The sequence below is a fragment of the Streptomyces sp. NPDC059003 genome, assembly GCF_042740445.1.
Classification (GTDB): Bacteria; Actinomycetota; Actinomycetes; order Streptomycetales; family Streptomycetaceae; genus Streptomyces.
Genome location: NZ_JBHYJH010000052.1, coordinates 29,531 through 53,819 on the forward strand (window position 1 = coordinate 29,531; position 24,289 = coordinate 53,819).

Annotated in this window: 26 protein-coding genes and 3 tRNA genes; 23 read left to right on the top strand and 6 right to left on the bottom strand. The window is 71.8% G+C overall.

The features are described 5' to 3' along the window. Positions 1-42: 42 nt before the first annotated feature. Together ACFWZ5_RS19825 and ACFWZ5_RS19830 are read right to left on the bottom strand one after the other, a co-directional pair. Positions 43-1,383 carry a sensor histidine kinase gene (locus ACFWZ5_RS19825; RefSeq protein WP_384797925.1) on the bottom strand — a complete coding sequence of 447 codons (1,341 nt, stop codon included), beginning with the start codon at positions 1,381-1,383 and terminating at the stop codon, positions 43-45. A 248-nt stretch (positions 1,384-1,631) separates the two neighbouring features. Next, a complete protein-coding gene (locus ACFWZ5_RS19830; protein ID WP_384797922.1) occupies positions 1,632-2,813 on the bottom strand; it encodes a sensor histidine kinase in 1,182 nt (393 codons plus the stop codon). A 155-nt stretch (positions 2,814-2,968) separates the two neighbouring features. On the opposite strand from ACFWZ5_RS19830, the gene ACFWZ5_RS19835 reads away from it, so the two are divergent. The 13 genes from ACFWZ5_RS19835 to ACFWZ5_RS19895 all read left to right on the top strand — a co-directional run bounded on the left by ACFWZ5_RS19835 (position 2,969) and on the right by ACFWZ5_RS19895 (position 14,619). After that, positions 2,969-3,361 carry an NADH-quinone oxidoreductase subunit A gene (locus ACFWZ5_RS19835; protein WP_384797919.1) on the top strand — a complete coding sequence of 131 codons (393 nt, stop codon included), beginning with the start codon at positions 2,969-2,971 and terminating at the stop codon, positions 3,359-3,361. Next, a complete protein-coding gene (locus ACFWZ5_RS19840; RefSeq protein ID WP_384797916.1) occupies positions 3,352-3,981 on the top strand; it encodes an NADH-quinone oxidoreductase subunit B in 630 nt (209 codons plus the stop codon). The genes ACFWZ5_RS19835 and ACFWZ5_RS19840 overlap by 10 nt, the downstream gene beginning before the upstream one ends. Continuing rightward, complete coding sequence (locus tag ACFWZ5_RS19845) at positions 3,978-5,159, top strand: NADH-quinone oxidoreductase subunit C (protein ID WP_384797913.1); 1,182 nt, start codon at positions 3,978-3,980, stop codon at positions 5,157-5,159. The genes ACFWZ5_RS19840 and ACFWZ5_RS19845 overlap by 4 nt, the downstream gene beginning before the upstream one ends. Further along, positions 5,156-6,124 (top strand): NADH-quinone oxidoreductase subunit H, encoded by a 969-nt coding sequence (locus ACFWZ5_RS19850; RefSeq protein WP_384797910.1) that lies wholly within the window; start codon positions 5,156-5,158, stop codon positions 6,122-6,124. The genes ACFWZ5_RS19845 and ACFWZ5_RS19850 overlap by 4 nt, the downstream gene beginning before the upstream one ends. Then, a complete protein-coding gene (locus ACFWZ5_RS19855) occupies positions 6,124-6,708 on the top strand; it encodes a NuoI/complex I 23 kDa subunit family protein (protein ID WP_384797907.1) in 585 nt (194 codons plus the stop codon). Before ACFWZ5_RS19850 ends, ACFWZ5_RS19855 begins: the two co-directional genes overlap by 1 nt. Continuing rightward, a complete protein-coding gene (locus ACFWZ5_RS19860; RefSeq protein WP_384797904.1) occupies positions 6,705-7,352 on the top strand; it encodes an NADH-quinone oxidoreductase subunit J in 648 nt (215 codons plus the stop codon). Before ACFWZ5_RS19855 ends, ACFWZ5_RS19860 begins: the two co-directional genes overlap by 4 nt. Beyond that, entirely contained in the window at positions 7,352-7,774 is a 423-nt protein-coding gene (gene nuoK / locus ACFWZ5_RS19865) for an NADH-quinone oxidoreductase subunit NuoK (protein WP_384797901.1), read from the top strand. Before ACFWZ5_RS19860 ends, nuoK begins: the two co-directional genes overlap by 1 nt. Further along, positions 7,771-9,765 carry an NADH-quinone oxidoreductase subunit L gene (locus tag ACFWZ5_RS19870; protein WP_384797898.1) on the top strand — a complete coding sequence of 665 codons (1,995 nt, stop codon included), beginning with the start codon at positions 7,771-7,773 and terminating at the stop codon, positions 9,763-9,765. Before nuoK ends, ACFWZ5_RS19870 begins: the two co-directional genes overlap by 4 nt. Before the next feature lie 6 nt (positions 9,766-9,771). Next, the gene (locus ACFWZ5_RS19875; protein ID WP_384797895.1) at positions 9,772-11,349 is read left to right on the top strand and encodes an NADH-quinone oxidoreductase subunit M; all 1,578 of its coding nucleotides are present in this window, start codon (positions 9,772-9,774) and stop codon (positions 11,347-11,349) included. Positions 11,350-11,351: 2 nt separating this feature from the next. Continuing rightward, complete coding sequence (locus ACFWZ5_RS19880; RefSeq protein WP_384797928.1) at positions 11,352-12,914, top strand: NADH-quinone oxidoreductase subunit N; 1,563 nt, start codon at positions 11,352-11,354, stop codon at positions 12,912-12,914. A gap of 184 nt (positions 12,915-13,098) precedes the next feature. Then, the gene (htpX, locus tag ACFWZ5_RS19885; RefSeq protein WP_384797892.1) at positions 13,099-13,962 is read left to right on the top strand and encodes a zinc metalloprotease HtpX; all 864 of its coding nucleotides are present in this window, start codon (positions 13,099-13,101) and stop codon (positions 13,960-13,962) included. Then, entirely contained in the window at positions 13,959-14,402 is a 444-nt protein-coding gene (locus tag ACFWZ5_RS19890) for a YccF domain-containing protein (protein ID WP_384797889.1), read from the top strand. Before htpX ends, ACFWZ5_RS19890 begins: the two co-directional genes overlap by 4 nt. A 58-nt stretch (positions 14,403-14,460) precedes the next feature. Further along, positions 14,461-14,619, top strand: coding sequence for a hypothetical protein (locus ACFWZ5_RS19895; RefSeq protein ID WP_384797886.1), 159 nt, complete (start codon positions 14,461-14,463; stop codon positions 14,617-14,619). A 108-nt stretch (positions 14,620-14,727) separates the two neighbouring features. Here the strand turns inward: ACFWZ5_RS19895 and ACFWZ5_RS19900 are convergent, their stop codons facing one another. After that, positions 14,728-15,981, bottom strand: a complete 1,254-nt coding sequence (locus tag ACFWZ5_RS19900) for an APC family permease (protein ID WP_384797883.1) — start codon at positions 15,979-15,981, stop codon at positions 14,728-14,730. A 97-nt stretch (positions 15,982-16,078) separates the two neighbouring features. On the opposite strand from ACFWZ5_RS19900, the gene ACFWZ5_RS19905 reads away from it, so the two are divergent. Continuing rightward, positions 16,079-16,345, top strand: coding sequence for a GlsB/YeaQ/YmgE family stress response membrane protein (locus ACFWZ5_RS19905; protein WP_384797880.1), 267 nt, complete (start codon positions 16,079-16,081; stop codon positions 16,343-16,345). A 95-nt stretch (positions 16,346-16,440) separates the two neighbouring features. Here the strand turns inward: ACFWZ5_RS19905 and ACFWZ5_RS19910 are convergent, their stop codons facing one another. Beyond that, positions 16,441-16,929 carry a YajQ family cyclic di-GMP-binding protein gene (locus tag ACFWZ5_RS19910; RefSeq protein WP_384797877.1) on the bottom strand — a complete coding sequence of 163 codons (489 nt, stop codon included), beginning with the start codon at positions 16,927-16,929 and terminating at the stop codon, positions 16,441-16,443. Positions 16,930-17,125: 196 nt separating this feature from the next. On the opposite strand from ACFWZ5_RS19910, the gene ACFWZ5_RS19915 reads away from it, so the two are divergent. Together ACFWZ5_RS19915 and ACFWZ5_RS19920 are read left to right on the top strand one after the other, a co-directional pair. Beyond that, a tRNA-Tyr gene (locus ACFWZ5_RS19915) sits at positions 17,126-17,207 on the top strand. 157 nt (positions 17,208-17,364) lie between these two features. After that, on the top strand, positions 17,365-17,589 hold the full coding sequence (locus tag ACFWZ5_RS19920) for a hypothetical protein (RefSeq protein ID WP_384797874.1): 225 nt from the start codon (positions 17,365-17,367) through the stop codon (positions 17,587-17,589). A 39-nt stretch (positions 17,590-17,628) separates the two neighbouring features. On the opposite strand, the gene ACFWZ5_RS19925 is transcribed toward ACFWZ5_RS19920, so the two are convergent. Then, the gene (locus tag ACFWZ5_RS19925; RefSeq protein WP_384797871.1) at positions 17,629-18,285 is read right to left on the bottom strand and encodes an NAD(P)H-binding protein; all 657 of its coding nucleotides are present in this window, start codon (positions 18,283-18,285) and stop codon (positions 17,629-17,631) included. Between the two features lie 201 nt (positions 18,286-18,486). After that, a complete protein-coding gene (locus tag ACFWZ5_RS19930) occupies positions 18,487-19,767 on the bottom strand; it encodes an amidohydrolase family protein (RefSeq protein WP_384797868.1) in 1,281 nt (426 codons plus the stop codon). A gap of 280 nt (positions 19,768-20,047) precedes the next feature. Here ACFWZ5_RS19930 and ACFWZ5_RS19935 point away from each other — a divergent pair. The 7 genes from ACFWZ5_RS19935 to ACFWZ5_RS19965 all read left to right on the top strand — a co-directional run bounded on the left by ACFWZ5_RS19935 (position 20,048) and on the right by ACFWZ5_RS19965 (position 23,904). Further along, a tRNA-Thr gene (locus ACFWZ5_RS19935) sits at positions 20,048-20,120 on the top strand. Between the two features lie 47 nt (positions 20,121-20,167). After that, positions 20,168-20,240 (top strand) — tRNA-Met (locus tag ACFWZ5_RS19940). An 88-nt stretch (positions 20,241-20,328) separates the two neighbouring features. Next, positions 20,329-20,493, top strand: a complete 165-nt coding sequence (gene rpmG, locus ACFWZ5_RS19945; RefSeq protein ID WP_003956487.1) for a 50S ribosomal protein L33 — start codon at positions 20,329-20,331, stop codon at positions 20,491-20,493. 222 nt (positions 20,494-20,715) lie between these two features. Next, complete coding sequence (locus ACFWZ5_RS19950; protein WP_384797865.1) at positions 20,716-21,168, top strand: MaoC family dehydratase N-terminal domain-containing protein; 453 nt, start codon at positions 20,716-20,718, stop codon at positions 21,166-21,168. Positions 21,169-21,172: 4 nt separating this feature from the next. Continuing rightward, positions 21,173-21,601 (top strand): MaoC family dehydratase, encoded by a 429-nt coding sequence (locus ACFWZ5_RS19955; protein ID WP_384797862.1) that lies wholly within the window; start codon positions 21,173-21,175, stop codon positions 21,599-21,601. 191 nt (positions 21,602-21,792) lie between these two features. After that, on the top strand, positions 21,793-22,365 hold the full coding sequence (locus ACFWZ5_RS19960; RefSeq protein WP_384797859.1) for a TetR/AcrR family transcriptional regulator: 573 nt from the start codon (positions 21,793-21,795) through the stop codon (positions 22,363-22,365). Between the two features lie 111 nt (positions 22,366-22,476). Then, positions 22,477-23,904 (top strand): DHA2 family efflux MFS transporter permease subunit, encoded by a 1,428-nt coding sequence (locus ACFWZ5_RS19965; protein WP_384797856.1) that lies wholly within the window; start codon positions 22,477-22,479, stop codon positions 23,902-23,904. Positions 23,905-24,289 lie beyond the last annotated feature (385 nt).

The following is a 24,289-nucleotide window of genomic DNA, read 5'->3' on the forward strand; positions in this document are numbered from 1 at the left end:
TGATGGATGCAGTGGGGCGCCCCGCGAGGGCCCCAGCCGGGCCTACCCCCGCCAGGGCAGCTCGGCGGTCACCAGCGTCGGCCCCCCGACGGGAGACTCGACCACGAGGATCCCGTCAACCGCGTCGAGCCGCTCCGCGAGCCCCGCGAGCCCCGACCCGCCACTGACATCGGCCCCGCCCCGCCCGTCATCGGTGACCTGGAACATGAGCCGGTCCTCGGCCCGCCACACGTCGACGGACGCCCGCTGGGCCCCGCTGTGCTTGCTGATGTTCTGCAGGAGCTCGGAGACGGTGAAGTACGCGATGCCCTCGATCGCGGCCGCGGGCCGGGACGGCAGGTCGACCTCGACCTCCACCGGCACGGTGCACCGCGCGGCGAGCGCGGACAGGGCGGCGTCGAGCCCGCGGTCGGTGAGGACGGCTGGGTGGATGCCGCGGGCCAGGTCCCGCAGCTCCTGCAGGGCGATCTTCACCTCGCCGTGCGCCTCGTCGACCATGCGCGCGGCGGCCTCCGGGTCCTCGGCCAGCTTCTCCTTGGCGAGCCCGAGGTCCATGGCGAGGGCGACGAGCCGGGCCTGGGCGCCGTCGTGCAGATCGCGCTCGATGCGCCGCAGGTCGGCGGCGGCGGTGTCGACGACGACCCCGCGGTCGGACTCCAGCTCGACTACACGTGACACCAGGCGCGAGGGGCCGAGGAGGCCGTAGACCAGACCGCGGTCGACCGTGGTGAGGGCGCGGATGATCCAGGGCGTGGCGAGCGTGACGAGAAGGCCGGTCACGGAGGTGAGCCCGATTTCAAACGGGTTGTCCAGATAGATCTGGTGCGTCCCGTCGCCGTAGAGCTGGATGCCGTCCTGACCGGCGTACATGGGGAAGACCCAGAACCACAGCGGGTACGTCAGCATCGCCCAGCCGTACGTCCAGAACACCACCGACACCGTGAACGCGAGGATCGACCACGGCATGTGCAGCAGGGTGTACATCAAGTGCCGCCAGGAGACGCCGCTCTTGAGGACGGCGCCCATCCAGGCCATGAAGCCGCTGTCGCGGGGCTGCAGCGGGTGCGGGGCCGCCACGTCCGCGCCGAGCAGCGCCCGCGCCCGCGCCCGCTCCAGGCTGCCGAAGGCGCGGCAGGCGGTGAGGCCGAGGGCCAGGACGGGGATGCCGATGAACGTGACCAGCAGCCCCGCGCCGATGGCCAGCATCGTCACGCCGAAGGTGAAGCCGACGATGCTGATGGGCAGGGAGAGGAGTACGTAGACGAACTCCCGCAGCGTGCGCGCCTCGAACGGCGCCCGCAGCGCGACGGGGAGGCGGTGCCGACGGCCCTCGACGTCCGATCGCATGACGTTTCCGTACTCCTGTCCGTAATCCGTAGCCATCGGTGTCGTCCGTTTCTGCTCGGTCCCCTTGTGTATACCTCCACAGTGCGCGCCGGGAGCCGGCCGAACCATGCGGTGAGTAGGCGTCTTGGACCGGGGGTTTTCCCTACCCCGAGGAGAGACCCAGCCTGTCCGGCGTTTGAGGACGAGCGCGCAGCGCGGATAAAAGGGGTCCTAGGGGCGGAGCCCCTAGTTTCGGGAAGGGGCGGGCCTGGGGCGCCCCCGCGAGGCCCCAACGCCCCGCACCGTCACTCCATCCGATCCCGCCAAGGCAACTCCGCCGTGATGGTCGTGGGCCCGCCGACAGGCGAGTCGATCACGAAGAGCCCGTCAACCGCCCCCAACCGATCCGCAAGCCCCGCCATCCCCGTCCCCCCGTCGAGACTGGCCCCGCCACGCCCGTCGTCCCACACCTGGATGAGCAGCCGCTGATCCGACCGCCACACCTCCACGCTCGCCGTCCGCGCCCCACTGTGCTTGCTCACGTTCTGCAGGAGCTCGGACACGGTGAAGTACGCGATGCCCTCGATCGCGGCCGCGGGCCGGGACGGCAGGTCGGCGGTCACCTTCACCGGCACCGTGCACCGCGAGGCGACCGACGAGAGCGCGGCGTCGAGGCCGCGGTCGGTGAGCACGGCCGGATGGATCCCGCGGGCCAGGTCCCGCAGCTCCTGGAGCGCCAGCTTCACCTCGCCGTGCGCCTCGTCGACCATCGCCGCCGCGGCGTCGGGGTCCTCCAGGAGCTTCTCCTTGGCGAGCCCGAGCCCCATCGCGAGGGCGACGAGCCGCGCCTGCGCCCCGTCGTGCAGATCGCGCTCGATGCGCCGCAGGTCGGCGGCGGCGGTGTCGACGACGACCCCGCGGTCGGACTCCAGCTCGGCGATGCGCCGCTCAAGGCCGTCCGACGGCGAAAGCAGGCCACGCGCCATCGCCCGGTCGGCGTTGGCGAGCGCCCGCACGACGAACGGAAGCACCGGCCACAGGACGAAGAGCCCCACGAGCGTGATCACGAACGTCGCGACGCCCCACGGCAGGCGGATGAAGCCGTAGAGCATGGCGCGCCAGCCCACCGGGTCCTTCAGCGTGGACCACAGCCAGCTGAGCAGGCCGCCGCTGCGCTGCGACCGCAGCGGCATGGGGCTCGGCTCGTCGATCCGCACCCCGAGCAGCGTCCGGGCCCGCGCCCGCTCGAACTTGCCGAACAGACGCGCGCCGAACAGGGCCATGGCGAGCAGCGGCAGACCGATCACCGTCACCGACAGGAAGCTGCCGACGAACAGCGCCGTCACCACGTACGTGAATCCGACGAGTCCCGCCGGGAGGTTCACCAGGAGGTAGAGGATCTCCTTCCAGGTGTGCCTGTCGTAGGCGAAAAGGGCAGGCGGCGGGCCCTCCGGCGCGGCCTGCGAGGACGTGGTGCTCGCGGTCATACGCGCAAGGGTGCCCTGGCGCGCCGCCCTTGCGCCATGAGGGGGACCTCCGAACCTGGCTGGGGATAACCCCACCTCGTCCCTGACTGTCTGCTTACCTCGCCTTTAGCAGGCCCTAGACTCCCGTGCGTACAGATCGTCGAACGAGGTCGGGAGTGAGGGCTGACGTGGTCGTGGCGAGCGGATACTTCGAGTCGTACTCCGTCGTCGGACTGCTCGCCGTCGTCGGCGTGCTGTTCGTCGCCGTCGCCTTCGGCGCGGGGCGGCTGCTGCGGCCCGCCGTGCCGACCCCGGAGAAGCTCCTCACGTACGAGTGCGGCGTCGACCCGGTCGGCGAGGGCTGGGCCCACACCCAGGTGCGCTACTACGTCTACGCGTTCCTCTACGTGATCTTCGCCGTCGACTCGATCTTCCTCTTCCCGTGGGCGACGGTCTTCGCCGCGCCCGGCTACGGCGCCACGACGCTCGTCGAGATGTTCATCTTCCTCGGCTTCCTCGCCGTGGGACTGCTGTACGCATACAAGAAGGGCGTCCTCACATGGGCGTGAACCAGGAGCCCGCGGGGCCGGCCGAGCCCGTGTTCCTCCCGGAGCCGAAGAAGCTGGGCGTCCTGTCCCGCCTCGCGCCCGAGCCCATGAAGGTGGTCCTCAACTGGGGCCGCCGCTACAGCCTCTGGGTGTTCAACTTCGGACTCGCCTGCTGCGCCATCGAGTTCATCGCGGCCTCCATGGCCCGGCACGACTTCATCAGGCTCGGCGTGATCCCGTTCGCGCCGGGCCCGCGCCAGGCCGACCTGATGGTCGTGTCCGGCACGGTGACGGACAAGATGGCGCCCGCCGTGAAGCGCCTGTACGAGCAGATGCCCGAGCCCAAGTACGTCATCTCCTTCGGCGCCTGCTCCAACTGCGGCGGCCCCTACTGGGACTCGTACTCCGTGACGAAGGGCGTCGACCAGATCATCCCGGTCGACGTCTACGTACCCGGCTGCCCGCCGCGCCCGGAGGCGCTCCTCCAGGGCATCCTCAAGCTCCAGGAGAAGATCGCCCGCGAGTCGCTCGGCGAGCGCTACGGGACGAACGGGGCGCGGCCGTCGACGGCGGCTCTTCGGAGTGACCTGGTGACACCGCCGACGCCGTCCACGACGCCGCTCCCGGAGGGAGACAGATGACCACGGGCTGGCTCCCGTCTCCCGTCGAGGAGCTCTTCGGCACGGACGCGACCGCCGAGGAGTCGTACGAGGTCCTGACGGTGGACGTGCCCGCCGCCTCCTGGACCGACGCCCTGCGCACCGCCCGCTCCGTGCTCGGCTGCACCTACTTCGACTGGCTGAGCGCCGTCGACGAGCCCGGCACGGGTTTCCGCGTGTCCGCGCACGTCGTGGCCCTCGCCCCGGTGCGGCGCCTGCTCGTCCGCACGACCGTCCCGCACGAGGCGCCCGCCCTGCCCACCGCCGTCGACGTCTACGCGGGCGCGGCCTGGCACGAGCGCGAGACGCACGAGATGTTCGGCGTCCACTTCGAGGGCCACCCCGGACTCACGCCGCTGCTCCTGCCGGAGGGCTTCGAAGGCCACCCCCTGCGCAAGGACTTCGTGCTCGCGGCCCGCGTCGCCAAGGCGTGGCCCGGCGCCAAGGAACCGGGGGAGTCCGAGCACGGCGGCCCCAAGCGCCGCCAGATGCTCCCGCCCGGCGTGCCCGACCCCAACGAGTGGGGCCCGCTCAAGGGCCAGCTCCCCGCCGCCCCGGCCCGCCCCGCCCGCGGCGCGGCCCGCACGGCCCCCGGCGAACGCCCGGCCCGCCGCACCCGCACGGCAGGCGAGGGCTCGGCCAGCCAGACGGAGGCGACCCCGGCCCGCCGCACCCGCAGCGCATCCCAGGGCTCGGCGTCACAGCGCCCCGCGACCACGGGGAGCCCGGAAGGCGCGGCACCCGCGGCAGGCACGGCGCCCGTGTCAGGCGCGGCACCCGCGGCAGGGGAGGCCGCACCGGCTGCCCCCGCCCCGCCCCGCCGCAACCGCAGCGCGAGCGCGGGCTCCGCCTCCCAGCGCGCCGCCGAGCCCGCCCCCACGGAGGCGAAGCCGCCGCGCCGCGAGGGCAGCGCGGACGCCCCGTGGCACCACGCACGCCCGGCGTTCGACACGCAGGAGCCGACCGCCGAAGCCGCCAAGGCCCCCGAAGCCGCCGAAGCTCCCGAGGGCAGCGAAGCCGCCGAAGCCGCCGCCAAGGCCAGCGAAGCCCCCGAAGCCGCCGAAGGCAGCGAAAGCAGCACACCTCCCGCAGCCAGCTCACCTCCCGCAGACGCCACACCCCCCGAAGACGACACCGACCGCCCAGGAGGCCCGCAGTGAACGACGCCCTCGACGTCGCCCTGCGACTCCTCGTCGTCTTCGTCGTCTTCCTCGCGCTGCCCCTGGTCATCGGCCAGACCGAACACAAGGTGATGGCCCACATGCAGGGCCGCCTCGGCCCCATGTACGCGGGCGGCTTCCACGGCTGGGCCCAGCTCGTCGCCGACGGCGTGAAGTTCGCCCAGAAGGAAGACGTCGTCCCGGCCGACGCCGACCGCCGTGTCTTCCAGCTCGCCCCGGCCGTCGCGCTCCTGCCCTACCTCCTGGTCCTCGTCGCGATCCCCGTCGGTCCGGGCGAGGGCGCCGTCGGCGAGGTCGTCGACGCGGGCGTCTTCTTCGTCCTCGCCGTCATGGGCGTCGGCGTCCTCGGCTCCCTCATGGCGGGCTGGGCGTCGGCCAACAAGTTCTCCCTCCTCGGCGGCCTCCGCACCGCCGCGCAGCTCCTCGCGTACGAACTCCCGATGCTCCTCGCCGCCGCCTCCGTCGCGATGGCGGCCGGCACCGTCTCGCTGCCCGGCATCGTCGACGCCTTCGAGTGGTGGTGGCTGCCCTGGCAGATCGTCGGCGCACTCGTCTTCTTCGTCGCGGGCCTCGCCGAGCTCCAGCGTCCGCCCTTCGACATGCCGGTCGCCGACTCGGAGATCATCTTCGGCGCGTACACCGAGTACACGGGCCTCCGCTTCGCCCTCTTCCTCCTCGCCGAGTACGCCGGGATCGTCGTCCTGTGCGGCCTCACCACCGTCCTCTTCCTCGGCGGCTGGCACGGCCCCTGGGGCGCCGACGGCCTCGGCTGGGTGTGGACCCTCCTGAAGACCGCCGTCCTCGCCTTCGTCATCATCTGGCTGCGCGTCAGCTACCCCCGGCTCCGCGAGGACCAGCTCCAGAAGCTCTCCTGGACCCTCCTCGTCCCGCTCGCCCTGGCGCAGATCGCGCTCACCGGAATCGTGAAGGTGGCGATCAACTGATGGCCGAGTCGCTCCCGCCCACCCGGTCCCGCATCCCCGGCAGCGGCCTCGCCAAGGGCCTGGCCGTCACCCTCCGCACGATGACGAAGAAGACCGTCACCGAGCAGTACCCGGACGTCCAGCCCGACCTGCCGCCCCGCACCCGCGGCGTCATCGGCCTGTTCGAGGAGAACTGCACGGTCTGCATGCTCTGCGCCCGCGAGTGCCCGGACTGGTGCATCTACATCGACTCCCACAAGGAGACGGTCCCGGCCGCGTCGCCCGGCGGCCGCGAGCGCAGCCGCAACGTCCTCGACCGCTTCGCCATCGACTTCTCCCTCTGCATGTACTGCGGCATCTGCATCGAGGTCTGTCCTTTCGACGCCCTCTTCTGGTCCCCGGAGTTCGAGTACGCGGAGACCGACATCCGTGAACTCACCCACGAGCGCGACAAGCTCCGCGAGTGGATGTGGACGGTCCCGGCCCCACCCGCCCTCGACCCGTCCGCCGAGGAACCGAAGGAACTCGCCGCCGCCCGCAAGGCCGCCGACAAACTGGCCGCCGAGCAGGCTCCGGCCGCCGCCGAGCCCGAGGGGGACGCGTGAACGTCACCCTCGCAGCCGACGCCCCCCACGGCTTCCTGTCCCCGACCGGCGTCGAGATCGCCTTCGTCCTCGTCGGCCTGGTCACCCTGGGCGCGGCGATCGTCACCGTCACCACCCGCCAGCTCGTGCACGCCGCCCTGTGGCTGGTCGTCGCCCTCGGCGGGCTCGCCGTCGAGTACCTGCTCCTGACCGCCGAGTTCATCGCCTGGGTGCAGGTCCTCATCTACGTGGGTTCCGTCGTCGTCCTCCTCCTCTTCGGTCTGATGCTCACCAAGGCCCCCATCGGCCGCTCACCGGACGCCGACTCGGGCAACCGCTGGGTCGCGCTCGCGGTGGCCCTCGCCGCTGCCGCCGCCCTGGTGTGGGTCGTCGTGGACGCGTTCCGTACGCAGTGGATCGACCTGGACGGCGCGGCCCAGGGCTCCACCGACGTGACCGGTGCGATCCTCTTCCGGCACTGGGTGCTGCCCTTCGAGGCCCTCTCGGTGCTGCTGCTCGCCGCCCTCGTCGGCGCGATCGTCCTGTCCCGCAAGGCCAAGGCCGGGACTGAGACCGGAACCGGGGCCGGATCCGGGACCAAGACCGAGGGCGGAACCACGACCGCCACCGCCACCGCCGCCAAGGGCCGGGAGGAGAACCGCTGATGCACCTCGCCTACCCCGCCGTCCTCGCCGCCCTCCTCTTCTGCGTCGGCCTGTACGGCGTGCTTGCCCGCCGCAACGCGATCCTCGTCCTGATGTCCGTCGAGCTCATGCTCAACGCCGTCAACCTCAACCTCGTCGCCTTCGACGTCTGGCTCCGCGACAAGCTCCACTCCGGCCAGGCCCTGACCCTGTTCACCGTCGCCATCGCCGCCGCCGAGATCGGCATCGGCCTCGCGATCGTCCTGGCCGTCTACCGCAACCGCGGCACCTCCGCCGTCGACGACCTCCGCGACACCGCCGAACGCCCCGACGGCGACGGCGACGACGATGGTGACGACAGCGACACCGAAGGCGCCACCGCCGACGGGCCCGCCCGGACGCCCCGGCCGACGACGTCACAGAAGGCTGAGGCCACCGCGTGACCACGACCACCCTCGCCGTCCTCGTCCCCCTCCTGCCGTTCCTGGGCGCGGCCGCGGGCCTGCTGCTCGGCCGCTCGGTGCCCGGCCTCGTCCGCCCGCTCGCCGTCCTGCCCACGCTGACGTCGCTCGTCCTCGCCGTCGTCGTGGCCGTCCGCCAGGGCGGTGACGCCGCCGTCGACGCGGCCACCCAGCTCACACCCACCGGCTCGGTCCCGATCGACCTCGCCCTGCACATCGACGGCTTCGCGGCCCTGACCGCCGTCCTCGTCGGCGTCGTCGCCTCCTGCGTGCAGATCTACTCGACCGGCTACCTGCGCGACGACCCGCGCTACCCCTCGTACGCCGCTCTGGTCTCCCTCTTCACCTCCGCGATGCTGCTCGTCGTCTACTCCGGCGACCTGATGGTGCTCCTGGTCGGCTGGGAGATCATGGGCATCTGCTCGTACTTCCTCGTCGGCCACTACTGGGAGACCCCGGAGGCCCGCGCCGCCTCCCTGAAGGCCTTCCTGGTCACCAAGCTCGGCGACGTCCCCTTCCTGATCGGTCTGTTCGCCCTCGCGGTGGACGCGGGGTCGTTCCGCATCACGACCGTCCTCGCGAAGGTCGCCGACGGCGGGCTCGACCATCCGACGCTGGTGGCGCTCCTGCTCCTCGCGGGCGTGGCGGGCAAGTCCGCGCAGTTCCCGCTGCACACCTGGCTGCCCGACGCGATGGCGGGCCCCACGCCCGTCTCCGCGCTGATCCACGCCGCGACGATGGTCGCCGCCGGCGTCTACTTCGTCGCCCGGCTCCTCCCGGTCTTCGCCGCCTCGTCGGCGGCCCTCGTCGTCCTCGCCGTCATGGCCGCCGTCACGATGGCCGGTTCGGCGCTCGCCGCGCTCGCCCAGGACGACATCAAGCGCGTCCTCGCGTACTCGACGATCGGCCAGCTCGGCTACATGACCGGTGCCCTCGCCGTCGGTGACCGCGGCGCGGCCGTCTTCCACCTCCTGTCCCACGGCGCCTTCAAGGCGCTCCTGTTCCTCGCCGCGGGCGTGATCATCCACGCCGCGGGCACCAACTCGCTGGCCGCGATGTCCCGCATGGGGAACCTGCGCGCCCGCGTCCCCGACGCCTACTGGACGATGACCGTGGCGCTCCTCGCGCTTGCCGCGATCCCGCCGTTCAGCGGCTTCTTCTCCAAGGAGGCCGTCCTCGGCGCCGCCGAGCACACGGCCACCGGACACGCCGACGCCGTCCCCGAGGCGGCGGGCTGGATCGTCCTCGTCGCCGGTCTGGTCACCGCCCTCCTCACCGCCGCGTACGCGACCCGGCTGTGGCTGCTCGCCTTCCACGGCAGGGGAGCCGAGGCCCCGGCCCATGGCAAGCAGCCCCTCACCATGACCGCCGTGCTCTGGGTGCTCGCCGTCCCGTCGCTCGCCTTCGGCCTGTCCGTCGGCACGCTCCCGGACTGGTTCGACGGCGACAAGCTCGCCCCGACGCTCACCACCTCCGTCCTCGGCACGGGCTTCGCGCTCGTCGGCGCCCTGGTCACGTACGGCGCCTGGCGGCACGTCGGCTCCCTCGCCGCCCGCGTCCCGATCGGCGCCGTCGCCGCGCACCCGGACGGCGACGCGGGCCAGGTCGAGGCCGAGGCCATCGCCACCCACACCCCCGCGTACGGGGATGTGGCGAGCGCCCCCGACCCGGCGGACCCCGGCCGCCTCCTGCTCGGCCCGCTGCACCGCCACGCCGCCGTCGGCTTCCACCTCGACGCCCTCTACGCGGCCCTGTTCGTCCGCCCCGTCCTGGCCGGCGCCCGCCTCGTGCGCTTCCTCGACCGCGAGGTCGTCGAGACCTACGTGCGCGGCGCGGCCACCGCACCCCGCCTGCTCGGCGCCGCCGTCCGCCGCGCGCAGACCGGCAACGTGCAGACCTATCTGAGCGCGCTGCTCGCGGGCACCGTCGTCCTGGCGGTCGCCGCCGTCCTCGTCGCCACCGCCGGAGCGTGAGCAGCCGTGATCGGTATCAGTGAGTCAGTGATGCAGTTCCTTCTCGCGTTGATCGTCGTCGGCCCGCTCGTCGGCGCCGCGGCCGCTCTCCTCCCGGCCCCGCCCGGGCTGAAGGGGAAGTCCCCGGACCAGGCCGTGCTCCGCCACGGCGTGACCGTGACCGGCGTCGTGCTCATCGCGGCGATCGTCCTCGCGCTCGGCTTCGACCACGACCACCCGTCGAAAATGCAGGCCACGACCGATATCAGCTGGATCCCCGCACTCGACGTGCGCATCCACCTCGGCATCGACGGCATCTCGCTCCCCCTCCTGGTCCTGACCGCGCTGCTGACCTTCCTCTGCGCGCTGTACAGCTACTTCAAGATGCCTGCGGGCCCGTCCCCCAAGGCATTCGTGGCGCTGGTCCTCGTCCTCGAGTCCGGCACCCTCGCGACCTTCGCCGTCCTCGATCTGCTGCTGTTCTTCCTCGCGTTCGAGATGGTGCTCATCCCGATGTACTTCCTCATCGCCCGCTGGGGCGGTGAGCAACGGACGCAGGCCGCTTGGAAGTTCATCCTCTACACCCTGCTCGGCTCGGTCGTGATGCTGCTTGGCCTGCTCCTCATCGGACTCAGGTCCGGCACATTCGACATGGTGGCACTCGCCACTGACAATCAGCCGGGCCTCACCAAGTCCGTGCAGGTCATCGCCGTTCTGGCGATCGGGATCGGGCTCGCCGTCAAGACGCCGATGTGGCCGCTGCACAGCTGGCTGCCGGACGCCCACACCGCCGCGCCCACCGTCGGCTCGGTCCTCCTCGCCGGCGTCCTGCTGAAGATGGGTACGTACGGATTCGTCCGGATCCTGCTGCCCGTCGCGCCCGACGGGATGGCGACGTTCGCGCCCTACCTCGCCGCGTTCGCCGTCGTCGGGATCATCTATGGATCCCTCGCCTGCCTCGCGCTGGCCAGGCCCGGCGCGAAGGGCGACCTCAAGCGCCTCATCGCGTACTCGTCCGTCGGCCACATGGGCTTCGTCCTCCTCGGCATCGCCACGATGAGCCCGACCGGCGTGAACGGCGCGCTCTTCGCGAACATCGCCCACGGCCTCATCACCGGCCTGCTGTTCTTCCTCGTCGGCGCCCTCAAGGACCGCACCGGCACCAGCGACCTCGACACCCTTGCCAAGGGGTCGGGCGCCGCCCTGTACGGCAAGGCGCCGCGCCTCGGCGGCCTCCTCGCGTTCGGCGCCGTCGCTTCCCTCGGGCTGCCGGGCCTTGCCGGATTCTGGGGCGAGATGCTCGCGCTGTTCGGCGCGTTCAAACCCGCCGACGACCTCAGCCGCCCCGCGTTCCTCACGTTCATGGCGATCGCGGCCTTCGGCACCCTGCTCACGGCCGCGTACATGCTCGTCGTCGTACGCCGCGTCTGCATGGGCCCCGCCGCCGAGCCCGGCGCGCCGCGCCTCGCCGACGTGCACGGCTACGAGTTCGCCGCCTGGACCCCGCTCGTCGCCCTCACCGTCCTCGCCGGACTCTGGCCCGCGGCCCTCCTGAGCCTCACCGACCCGGCCGTGCAGCAGCTCCTCGCGGGAGGAAAGTCGTGACCGTGGCCACCACCGAGACCGCGGTCGTCGAGACCGCCGCGAGCGTCGTCCAGAACGTCGACTGGCCGGCGGTCCTGCCGCCCACCATCACGGCCGTCGTCGCGCTCGCCGTGCTCGTCGTCGACCTCTTCGTGGGCGAGCACCGCAAGGCGCTGCTCGGCTGGATCTCCGTCGCGGGCCTCGCCGGGGCGGCCGCGTCCATGCTGCCGATCGCGGACTCCCACCACCGCGACACCTTCTGCGTGGTCGGCACGGGCGGCAACGTCTGCAGCTACACCGTCGACGAGTTCACGATCGCCATCCAGCTCCTCGTCCTGGGCGGCGCGCTGCTCGCCGCCCTGCTCTCCCTGAGCACCCTCAAGGACGCGCGGAACGCCAAGCGGGAGCTCCCCGAAGGGGAGTTCTGGTTCCTGCTGCTCTCCTCCGCGGCGGGCGCCGTCCTGCTGCCCGCCTCCCGCGACCTCGCCACGCTCGTCGTCGCCCTCGAAGTGGCCTCCCTGCCCGCGTTCGCCCTCGTCGGCCTCAAGCGCGGCGACAAGCGGTCCTCCGAAGCGGCCCTGAAGTTCTTCCTGTCCTCGGTCACCGCCACCGCGGTGACCCTCCTGGGCGTGAGCTTCGTGTACGCGGCCACCGGCACCCTGTACCTCACCGAGCTCGACGAGAAGCTCGGCCAGGTCGACGGGCAGCTGGAGACGCTCGTACGGGCCGGAGTGATCTTCACCCTCGTCGGATTCGCCTTCAAGGTGGCGGCCGTACCGTTCCACTTCTGGGTACCCGACGCCTACGTAGGCGCGCCCCTGCCCGTCGCCGCGTACCTCTCGGTCGTCGGCAAGGCCGTCGGCTTCACCGGCCTCATCCTGGTCACCGTCGTCGGCTTCCGCTCCTACGACGACGTCTGGGGCCCCGCCATCGCGGTCCTCGCCGCCCTCACCATGACCGCGGGCAACGTCGCCGCCCTCAGACAGCAGGCCACGCGCGCGTACAGCGCGGTCCGGCTGCTCGCCTGGTCGTCCGTCGCCCAGGCGGGCTACCTCCTGGTGCCGATCGCGGCGGCCGGATTCGACCACGGCAGAGGGGAGGACGACCCCACGGACGCCGTGGGCGCCACCGTCGCGTACGCCCTGATGTACGCCGTCGTGAACCTGGGGGCGTTCGCCGTCGCCGCCCTCGTCGGCCGCACGAAGCGGCTCAACCGCGTCAGCGACTACCGCGGCCTGTACGCCAGGAGCCCCCTGTCCGCCCTGACGCTCGCGTTCTTCCTGCTCTGCCTCGCGGGCCTGCCGCCCGGCATCATCGGCCTCTTCGCGAAGGTCACCGTCTTCTCGGCGGCGGTCGACGCGGGCCTCGGCTGGCTCGCCGTGGTCATGGCCGTCAACGTGGTCATCGCCCTGTACTACTACCTCCAGTGGACGGCGCTGCTGTTCCGCGCCCCGGAGGGCGAGCCCGCGCGGCACCGCGTCCCGGCCCCGCTCACCGCGGCCATCGCGGTGACCGCGGTGCTCGGAATCGCCCTCTCCGGAGCGCCCCAGCTCGTCCTGAGGTTCACGGCGACCAGCCCGTTCTGACCAGCACGTCCCCCGGACGGGACCGGCCCGCTTTGGCCCGTCACCCGGGCGGCCCACGCCGTCCTCCGTGCGCACAAGGGAACTAGCTCCTCCCGCCTGGCGTTGACCAGTAAGGGAGGGTCCACTGAACAGTGGAAGACCAGCAAGCAGAGGGTTCCCCCGCGCACCACCAGGAGGGCGTACCGTGCACCGCCGGACCAACGGGCTGAAGACCGCCGTACTCCTCGGGGGACTGTCCGCACTCATCCTTGTCATCGGCAGCTTCTTCGGGCGTACGGGCCTGGTCGTGGCGCTCTTCGTAGCCATCGGGACGAACGCGTACGCCTACTGGAACAGCGACAAGCTGGCCCTGCGCGCCATGCGGGCCCGCCCGGTGAGCGAGTTCGAGGCCCCCGAGCTGTACCGGATGGTGCGCGAGCTCTCCACCCAGGCCCGCCAGCCCATGCCCCGCCTCTACATCTCCCCGACGGAGGCGCCGAACGCCTTCGCGACCGGCCGCAATCCGCGTAACGCCGCCGTGTGCTGCACGGAGGGCATCCTGCGGATCCTCGACCAGCGCGAGCTGCGCGGCGTCATCGGCCACGAGCTCAGCCATGTCTACAACCGCGACATCCTGATCTCGTCGGTCGCCGGCGCGCTCGCCTCCGTCATCATGTTTCTGGTCAACTTCGCATGGCTCATTCCGGTCGGCCGCTCGAACGACAACGACGGCCCCGGCATCTTCGGCATGCTCCTGATCATGCTCCTCGGCCCGCTGGCCGCATCCATCATCCAGCTCGCCATCAGCCGTTCCCGCGAGTACGAGGCCGACGCCTCCGGAGCGCAGCTCACCGGCGACCCCCTCGCCCTCGCCAGCGCCCTGCGCAAGCTCGACGCCGGCACGAAGCAGCTGCCGCTTCCCCCTGAGCCACGCCTGGAGACGGCGAGCCACATGATGATTGCGAATCCCTTCCGGCCGGGTCAGGGTATGTCGAAGATGTTCTCCACTCACCCGCCGATGGCGGAGCGCATCGCCCGGCTCGAGCAGATGGCAGGTCGCCAGCAGTGAAGATTGTCCTCAACGTCATTTGGCTCGTCCTGTGCGGACTCTGGATGTGCCTCGCGTACCTCTTCGCAGGCGCGGTGTTGTGCGTCACGATCATCGGCATCCCACTGGGCCTCGCGGCCTTCCGTATCGGCCTGTTCGCCCTGTGGCCCTTCGGCCGCAAGGCCGTCGAGCGGCCGGACGCGGGCGCGCCGTCCCTGATCGGCAACGTCATCTGGCTGGTCCTCGCGGGCTGGTGGCTCGCCCTCGGACACATCTTCACCGGCCTGATCCTGTGCCTCACGATCATCGGCATCCCGCTCGGCCTCGCCAACTTCAAGCTGATCCCCATCTCGCTGATGCCGCTGGGCCGCGAAATCGTGCCCACGGACGAGCCGTTCGCCGCCCCGCGGGGGGCCTGGGCCCCGTCCGCGCAGGGTTCGGGGGAGCCGCGGGGCTGGTGAGAGCGCCCGCGAGGCGGCGTCCACGGCGATTGTCAGTGGCGGGGTCCATCATGAACGCATGACGGAAGAACGCGTGACGCGTGAACGCGTGACGGAAGAATGCGTGACGGACGAACGCATGCCGGGTATCGAGCGGTTGCCGCACCGCCCGGCCAACGCCCGGCGCCCGCACGCCGCTTGGGTCCGGGGCTGGACCCAGGACCTCATACGCACCTGACGAGCCATACGAGCCATACGCGCCTGACGCGCCCCCGGAGGGCACCCTTCACAAGTACCCCGCGGTGGGCAGCCCTCCACGAGCACCCACAGGTGGCGCACGCGCGCATCACCCCCACCGCCGCCGCACCCCATAAGCAAGCGCGCCCACCACCAGCACCGCCCCGCCCGCCACCACCGACGCCCCGGGCAGGGCGAACGCCAGCGTCAGGCAGCCCGCGAGGCCCACCACCGGCCCCACGCGCGCGAGCGGGGCCGAACTCAGCGTCCAGGCCGACGCGTTGGCGATCGCGTAGTACACGAGCACCCCGAAGGAGGAGAAGCCCACCGCGCCGCGCACGTCCACCGTCGCGGCGAGGACCGCGACCACCGCGCCGACGGCGAGCTCCGCCCGCTGCGGCACCTGGAAGCGCGGATGAACGGCGGCCAGCACCCCCGGCAGATGGCGGTCGCGCGCCATGGCGAGCGTCGTCCGCGACACCCCGAGGATCAGCGCGAGCAGCGAGCCGAGCGCCGCCACGGCCGCCCCCACCCGCACCACCGGAGCGAGCCCCGGCACCCCAGCGGCCCGCACGGCGTCGGACAGCGGAGCCGACGCCTGAGCAAGGCCGCCCGACCCGAGCACGGAAAGGACCGCAGCCGCCACACACGCGTACACACACAGGGTGATGCCCAGCGCCAGCGGGATCGCCCGCGGAATGGTGCGCGCCGGATCACGTACCTCCTCGCCGAGCGTGGCCACGCGCGCGTACCCGGCGAAAGCGAAGAACAGCAGCCCGGCCGCCTGCAGCACGCCGCCGAGCCCGCCGTCCGAGAGCCCCACGTCGAGCCGGTCCGGGGTGGACTCCGCCGAGCCCAGGCAGGCCACGACCACCGCCGCGAGGACGGCGAGCACCACCGCCACGATGCCCCGCGTCAGCCACAGCGACTTCTGGACGCCCAGACAGTTCACGGCGGTCAGCAGCACCACGGCCGCCACCGCGACCGCATGCGCCTGCCCCGGCCAGGCGTAGGCGCCCACGGTCAGCGCCATGGCCGCGCACGAGGCCGTCTTGCCGACCACGAACGCCCAGCCCGCCAAATACCCCCAGAGCGCCCCGAGCCGCTCCCGCCCGTACACGTACGTCCCGCCCGACGCCGGATACCGCGCGGCGAGCCGCGCCGACGCCATGGCGTTGCAGTACGCCACCACGGCGGCGACCCCGAGCCCGAGGAGCAGCCCCGACCCCGCCGCCCCCGCCGCGGGCCCGAGGACGGCGAAGACCCCGGCCCCCACCATCGACCCGAGCCCGATGACCACCGCATCAAAAACCCCGAGCGTCCGCCGCAGCCCGACCGCCCCCGACGATCCCCGCTGTGTCATGCGCCGCACCCTACTGACATGCGGGAACCGGGCGCGGCGCGCGAGACGTCCTCCAGGACAACAGCGCACGAAAAGGTACGAAAAGGCAGGTCACCGCATGGGCATCATCAGCTGGATCGTTCTCGGTCTCCTCGCCGGCGCCACCGCCAAGCTGCTGCTGCCGGGCCGCGACCCGGGCGGCTTCATCGGCACGACGGTGATCGGCATCGCCGGCGCCTTCGTGGGCGGCTGGATCTCCGCGCGCTTCCTCGACCGCCCCGTGGCCGACCACTTCTACGACGGCGCGACCTGGGTGGCGGCCATAGGCGGCTCGCTGGTCCTCCTGATCGCGTACCGCATCCTGTTCGGCCACTCCCGCCGCTGACCACCAACGCCCCACCCCGAAGACTGCGGCCAGCAGCAAGGGCGGGCACCCGGCCCGGGTGCCCGCCCCTCGATCCGTTCGGCGTCCGCCGGTGGTTACCGGTAGTTCACGAACTGCAGCGCGAAGTCGAAGTCCTTGCCCTTCAGGAGGGCGATCACGGTCTGCAGGTCGTCGCGGCTCTTGGAGCTGACGCGCAGCTCTTCGCCCTGCACCTGCGCCTTGACGCCCTTCGGGCCCTCGTCGCGGATGATCTTCGCGACCTTCTTCGCGTTGTCCTGGGAGATGCCCTCCTCGATCGACGCGAAGATCTTGTACTCCTTGCCGGACAGCTGCGGCTCGCCCGCGTCCAGCGACTTCAGCGAGATGCCGCGCTTGATCAGCTTGGACTGGAAGACGTCGAGGATCGCCTTGACCCGGTCCTCGCCGTTCGCCTCCATCAGGATCTTCTCGCCGGACCACGAGATCGAGGCGCCCGTGCCCTTGAAGTCGTAGCGCTGCGAGATCTCCTTGGCCGTCTGGTTGAGGGCGTTGTCGACCTCCTGCCGCTCGACCTTCGAGACGATGTCGAAACTGGAGTCGGCCATGTCCTGTGGCTCCTTGTATCGGTATCTGCGTACTCAGCGGGTACACGGCCTTCAGTCGCCGACCGCATCCGCAAAGCCTAGCTACTGCCCCCGCGACGGGTGCGGATCAATCGGGTGGCGAAGCACCCCGGCACATCAGGTATCGTTTACGTCGTTGCCACGGAGCACCGCGAAAGCGGCGCCAGGCAGCAACCCCGGCGGTGTGCCCGAGCGGCCAAAGGGAGCAGACTGTAAATCTGCCGGCTCAGCCTTCCCAGGTTCGAATCCTGGCGCCGCCACGCTGAGGGAGACCCCCTCCGATCTGTGAGAGCAGATCGGAGGGGGTTTCTTCGTTGATGGGCCGCGGTGCTCGATGGGCCACGCGTCGCGGTGGGGCGGGCGGCACGCGCCCGCCCGTGCCTCGTGTGCGGCCGGGCGCGCGGGCAGACTGGGGGCATGTCGTCGCCCAGCTCGCCCCGCCGCAGGCACTGCCCGGAGTGCCGCCGTGAAATCGCCGTCGTCGGCGGACGGTTCGCCCGCCACGACCCGCCGGGCCCACGCGGCGGCCTGGAGCTGATCTCGTGCCCCGGGTCCCGACGGCACGCCCAGCTGGGCGCCGCGCAGCCCGCGCTCGACGGCTACGTGGTGCCGGAGTTCCCGGGGCAGCTGCCCCTGTTCTGAACGGGCACGGGCTGAACGGGCACGGCCCGCACGGCAACGTCAGTTCCCGGCAACCGACTTGACGGCCACGGACACCGGCGTGGACCCGCTGATCAGCTCAAGCGTCAGGCCCGCCGTCGCTGACGTCTCCACCAGCTCCGCGAGCACCGCGGCCACGTCGTCGCGCGGGACGGGCCCGCGCCCCGTGGCGGCCTCCAGGCGTACGAGACCCGTGCCCGCGTCGTCCGTGAGCATGCCGGGCCGCAGGATCGTCCAGTCCAGGGCGGCCCGGCCGCGTACGTACGCGTCGGCCTCGCCCTTGGCCCGCAGATAGGCGTCGAAGATCTCGTCGCCCGCGCGGCCCGGGTCCGCGCCCATCGACGACACCACCACGTACCGGCGCACCCCGGCCCGCTCCGCGGCGTCCGCGAACAGGACGGCGGCGGCCCGGTCCACGGTGTCCTTGCGGGACGCGCCGCTGCCGGGACCCGCGCCCGCCGCGAAGACGGCCGCGTCCGCGCCCTCCAGATGCCCGGCGACCTCGTCCACGGACGCCGCCTCCAGGTCGCACAGGACCGGCTCCGCGCCGGCGTCCCGCACGTCGGCCTCGTGCGCGGAATTGCGGATGATCCCGGCGACTTCGTCACCGCGCGCGGCGAGCAGGCGCTCGAGCCGCAGCGCGATCTGACCATGACCCCCAGCGATGACAATGCGCATGCTTCCGACCGTACGGCAGGGGGCGGCCGACCGCTCGACCGTCACTGGCCGCCCGGCCTCGACCGGTACCCGGGGCCCCCGGACGGCCGCCGACGACCGCCCTTCGGCCTGCGTCTTCCGCCCTCGGCCTTCGGTCTCGTCCTCGAACGCCGGACGGGCCTGGCGCGAAACCTCCCGCCCAGCGGCGGAAGCCCCCGTTCCTCAGACGCCCGGCAGGTCCGCCGCCTCGCCCGTCTCCCCGCGGCCCCGCCCCTGACGCGGCAGATCCAGCGCCGCCGCGGCCGCCGAGTCGCAGTACTCCCGTACCGCGCTCGTCCGCGCCACCACGCGCCCCCGGTGTACGACAACGCGGCTGTACGCCAGCGAAAGCGCCCCCGCGAGCGTGTCGCCCCGCACCGCGAGGAGCTCGGCGGGGAAGCCCGCCTCCACGCGCACCGGAGGCAGGGCAAGGGCCGCACGAGCCACCGAACTCACCGCGTCGTACGCCTCGTCGGGGCGCAGGCCGTCGCGGGACGCCAGCAGGTACGCCGCCTCCAGCGGGTCCCCGCGGCCCACCGGATTCGCCACGTCACGCATCGCGCCGCTGCCCGCCGCGACCCGCACCCCGGCGCACCGCAGCAGCCGCGCCGGAGCCGTGCCCCGGCCCTTGGCGTCCCGGCTCTCCGTGCCCCCGCACGCGCCCTGCGGCAGACACACCACCGTCACCCCGGCCGCCGCGAGCTGCTCCGCCGTCCGCGCGGCCACGTCGGACGGCAGCCGCCCGAGCCCGCCGCACGGGCCGAGCGTCACCCCGGGCCGCAGCCCGCCCGCCATCGCCGCGAGCCGGGCGAGCCGCACCGGATCCGAGCCGTCCGTGTGCAGGTCGACGGGGCACCCGTACTCCGCCGCGAGCTCCAGGACCGCCTCCGCGTACCCCGTCGGATCCGGGTCCAGATCCGGGCAGCCGCCCACTACGGAGGCGCCCATCCGCAGCGCGTCCCGCAGCATGGCGAGCCCGTCGGCACCCGCGACCCCGGTGAGCAGCCGCGGCACCGCGACCGTGGACAGGTCGACGAGCCCGCGCAGCGACCGCCTCGCCTGGAGCACCGCCTCCAGGGAGCTCAGCCCCTGTACGTCGCCGATCCGCACGTGCGAGCGCAGCGCCGTCGCCCCGTGCCCGAGCTGCAACAGGGCCGCCTCCGTAGTGCGGCGCTGCACGTCCTGGGCGTCGTAGGGGACCGGGCCCTCCGACAGGGCGGACAGCGCCGTGTCGCTGTGGGCGTGCGGCTCCGCGGCCGCGGGGAGCAGGAGATAGCCGCTCAGGTCCACGCGTGCGGCGGGCGCGCTGAGGCTGCCGGCCGTGCCGACGGCCTCGATGCGCCCGGCGCCGAGCCGGACGTCGACGGTCCTGCCGTCCGTGAGCCGCGCCCCGCAGAGCAGCAGGGCCCCGGACCTGGCGGTGGGCTCGGCGGAGTGGGGCTGCTGCGGCTGGCTGTCGGGCATCGCGCTCCTGGGGCTCGGGGGCGGCTGCGGGCGGCTCGAAGCGCGCGGTGGCGCCGCGCGCAAGATCACGCAGCGTGCGCCGAGCCTAGGGCGGCGGTGGCCCCGCTTCCGGGAGGAACGCAATAGTCGTACTGATGTGGTGCGAGTGCGCCGAGATGCCTCGTGAGGGGTCCTGATGCGTACGAGACGGCCTGATCGGGGCCTGTGCCGTGCCCATGGACGGGCCTCGCGAAACGGATTTGGGCGATCGGCGGCCGAGCGTGTAATGTCTTCATCGCTCGCCCCAATAGCTCAGTCGGTAGAGCGTCTCCATGGTAAGGAGAAGGTCTGCGGTTCGATTCCGCATTGGGGCTCTGATGTCGAGTGATCCTCGCCTTCGGGCGGGGGGATCCGGCATCGCAGCGGTGTAGCTCAGTCGGTAGAGCAAGCGGCTCATAATCGCTGTGTCACCGGTTCAAGTCCGGTCACCGCTACTCTTGGTAGCCGATTGTGGGGTCGGTCCTTCGATCGGCTACTCTTTTTTGCGTTCATCCGTCCATCCGTCCGTCAAGGAGCACTCACGTGGCTGCCACCGACGTCCGCCCGAAGATCACGCTGGCCTGCGTGGAGTGCAAGGAGCGGAACTACATCACCAAGAAGAACCGGCGCAACAACCCGGACCGTCTTGAGATGAAGAAGCACTGCCCCCGTTGCAACTCGCACACCGCGCACCGCGAGACGCGATAACAACAGGCTCGTACTCGAGGCCGCCCCCGCATCAGTGGGGGTGGCCTCGAGTCGTTTCTCGACCCGGTCGCGAAGAACTCGACGAAGAATGCCGCGGGTGACACCGCACGGCGCGGCACAGCACGGCACGGCAAGGCACCGCACGGAGATCTCCGTGCGGATCTTCGTAGAGAACTTCGCGGGAAACTTCGTAGAGAACCCAGTTGCAGGAGGTGCCGAGCCATGGCGCTCGACCAGTCCTTCGTGGGGCGGTCCTACCCGCCCACCACCCCGTACGAGGTGGGCCGCGAGAAGATCCGCGAGTTCGCGGTCGCGGTGGGCGACGCCAACCCCGCGTACGCCGACCAGCAGGCCGCCAAGGCGCTCGGCCACCCCGACGTGCTCGCGCCGCCGACCTTTGTGTTCGCGATCACGTACAAGGCCGCGGGCCAGGTCATCTCCGACCCGCAGCTGGGCCTCGACTTCAGCCGCGTCGTGCACGGCGACCAGAAGTTCGCGTACACGCGTCCCGTGTACGCGGGCGACCGGCTGACGGTCACCTCGACCATCGAGACGATCAAGTCCGTGGCGGGCAACGACATCCTGGACATTCGCGGCGAGGTCCACGACGAGGCGGGCGAGCACGTGGTGACCGCCTGGACCAAGCTCGTCGCACGGGCCGCCGAGGAGGCGTGAGGCGATGACGGCGAAGATCGCATACGACGACGTCGAGGTCGGCACGGAGCTGCCGGCCCAGACCTTCCCGGTGACACGCGCCACACTCGTGCAGTACGCGGGCGCGTCCGGTGACTTCAACCCGATCCACTGGAACGAGAAGTTCGCGGTCGAGGTCGGCCTGCCCGACGTCATCGCGCACGGCATGTTCACCATGGCCGAGGCGATCCGCGTCGTGACGGACTGGGTGGGCGACCCGGGAGCCGTCGCCGAGTACGGCGTGCGCTTCACCAAGCCCGTCGTGGTCCCGAACGACGACAAGGGCGCGACGATCGAGGTCAGCGGCAAGGTCGCGGTCAAGCTCGACGACCAGCGGGTGCGGGTCGACCTGATCGCGAAGAGCGGCGAGCAGAAGGTGCTCGGCATGGCGCGGGCGGTCGTGCGCCTGGCGTAGCCGATGACCGGCAGCCGCGGATGCGGATGCGTACGCGTGCGCATCCGCGTGTGAGTGGATGTAAGGGGCGCCCTCCATGGTGGGGCGCTCCTTACGTGTTTGTGGCCCCCTGGCCTGCACAACGTCTGGGGTTCGGGCGGCGTTCCGGCACCCCCTTGACGTAGTTAGTGATTGAGTACTAACTTACTCGCATGGTCAGGATGAGCGCAGAAGAGAGGCGCGAGAGCGTCATCCGTGCGGCGATGAGCGAATTCGCCCGCGGTGGGTACCACGGGACGTCGACCGAGGCGATCGCCAAGCGTGTCGGGGTCTCGCAGCCCTATCTCTTCCGGCTCTTCCCGGGCAAGAAGGCGATCTTCCTCGCGGCGTCGGCCCGCTGCGTGGAGGAGGTCCGCCGCGTCTTCGAGGAGGCGGGCGAGGGGCTGCACGGCGAAGAGGCCCTGCACGCCATGGCGAGGGCGTACGGCGATCTCATCGCGAAGGACCCCGACAAGCTCCAGCTGCAGCTCCAGACGTACGTCGCCGTGGCGGCGGCCGAGGCCGCCGGGGACCACGAGTTCGGCGAGATGGTGCGCGCGGGGTGGATGAGCCTCTTCGACACGGTGCACCTGCCGCTCGGTGCCGATGTGAACGAGACGACGCAGTTCATGGCGTACGGGATGCTCATCAACGTCCTGGCCGCCATGGGGTTTCCGGCCGAGCATCGCATCTGGGAGGGCCTCTACCTGTCGGCGCAGCCTGGAGGCGGGCGCGCGGAGGCCTGAGGGCGCGCTGGGGGAGTCCGGTTCCTGCCGGGCCTTCTCATGCCCTCGAAAGTTAGTCATCAATTACTAATCAATCGAACGTCACTCACCGAACCGTCACCTGGGGGAGCAATGTCACAGCAAGCAGCACGCCCCGGAGGAGCCGTCTGGGCCCTCGTCATCACCAGCGTCGCCGGATTCATGGCCGCCCTGGACAACCTCGTCGTCACCACCGCGCTGCCCTCCATCCGTGAGGACCTCGGAGGAGCGCTCGAGGACCTGGAGTGGACGGTGAGCGCCTACACGCTCACCTTCGCCGTGCTGCTGATGTTCGGCGCCGCCCTGGGGGACAGGTTCGGACGCCGCAAGCTCTTCGGGATCGGCCTCACGATCTTCACCGGGGCCTCCGCCGCCGCGGCCCTCGCGCCCGGCATCGAGGCGCTGATCGCCGCGCGCGCCGTCCAGGGCGTCGGCGCCGCGATCATGATGCCGCTGACGCTGACCCTGCTCACGGCCGCCGTGCCGGCCGCCAAGCGCGGTATGGCGTACGGAATCTGGGGCGCCGTCAACGGCCTCGCCGTCGCCAGCGGGCCGCTCATCGGAGGCGCCCTCACCGAGCACGTCTCCTGGCAGTGGATCTTCTGGCTGAACGTCCCGCTCGGCCTCGCCCTGCTGCCGCTCGCCCGGCTGCGCCTCACCGAGTCGTACGGCACGGGTGCCCCGCTCGACATCCCCGGCACCCTGCTGGCCAGCGGTGGCCTCTTCGGCATCGTCTACGCCCTGATCCGCGGCAACATCGACGGCTGGACCAGCGCGCCCGTCCTGACCGGACTGATCGCGGGCGGCGCGCTGCTCGCCGGGTTCGTGCACCACGGCATCCACAACCGGGCCCCGATGCTGCCGATGCGGCTCTTCCGCAACCGTGCGTTCTCGGCGATCAACGCCGCGAGCCTGCTGATGTTCGTCGGGATGTTCGGCTCGATCTTCCTGCTCAGCCAGTTCCTCCAGGGTGTGCTCGGCTACTCGCCGACCGAGGCGGGGCTGCGGATGCTCCCCTGGACCGGTATGCCGATGATCGTCGCGCCCGTCGCGGGCTACCTCTCGGACCGGATCGGTGGCCGTCCCGTCGTCACCGCGGGCCTCGCCCTCCAGGCCATCGGCCTCGGCTGGTTCGCCGTCGTCCTGGAGCCCGATGTGGCGTACGCCGCGCAGCTGCCCGCCCTGATCATCAGCGGCATCGGCATGGCGCTGTACTTCGCTCCCGCCGCCAACCTGGTCATGTCCAGCGTCCGGCCCTCCGAGCAGGGCATCGCCTCCGGCGCGAACAACGCCCTGCGTGAGGTCGGCGGGGCGCTCGGTATCGCGGTGCTCGCCTCGGTGTTCTCCGCCCAGGGTGGGTACGAGTCCGCGGTGCGGTTCGTGGACGGGCTCCGGCCTGCGCTGTGGGTGGGGGCGGGGGTTGTGGGGGTTGCGGCTGTTGCTGCGGCGCTGTTGCCTGGGCGCTCCGCTGTGGTGGCCGAGGATGCGCCGGTCGAGGCCCGGGAGCCGGTGGCCGTGTGACGGGGTTCTCCCCACCCACCCGCCCTTCCTGAGGCCACAGCCCCAGCCCCCACCGGGCCTGGGGCTGCGCCCCTTTTTCCGCTTCATCACCGCTCCACGCCGCGCCTCGCCCTCAAGCGCCGGGCGGGCTGTTTCTTCCCCACCCACCCGCCCTTCCCCTGGGGGCTCCGCCCCCAGCCCCCCTCCTCTCCGGCGCTGCGCGCCTCGCTCTCAAGCGCCGGGCAGGCTGATATCCCCCACCCGCCCGCCCTTCTCCGGTGCTGCCGCCCCGGACCCCGCCACATCGCCCCGCCTTGCGCCGCTGAGCTGGCTTCGCGCTGCGCGCTCGCTTTTTTTCCCCGCCCACCCGCCCTTCTCGCATGGGGCTTCGCCCCTTTCCCCCTTT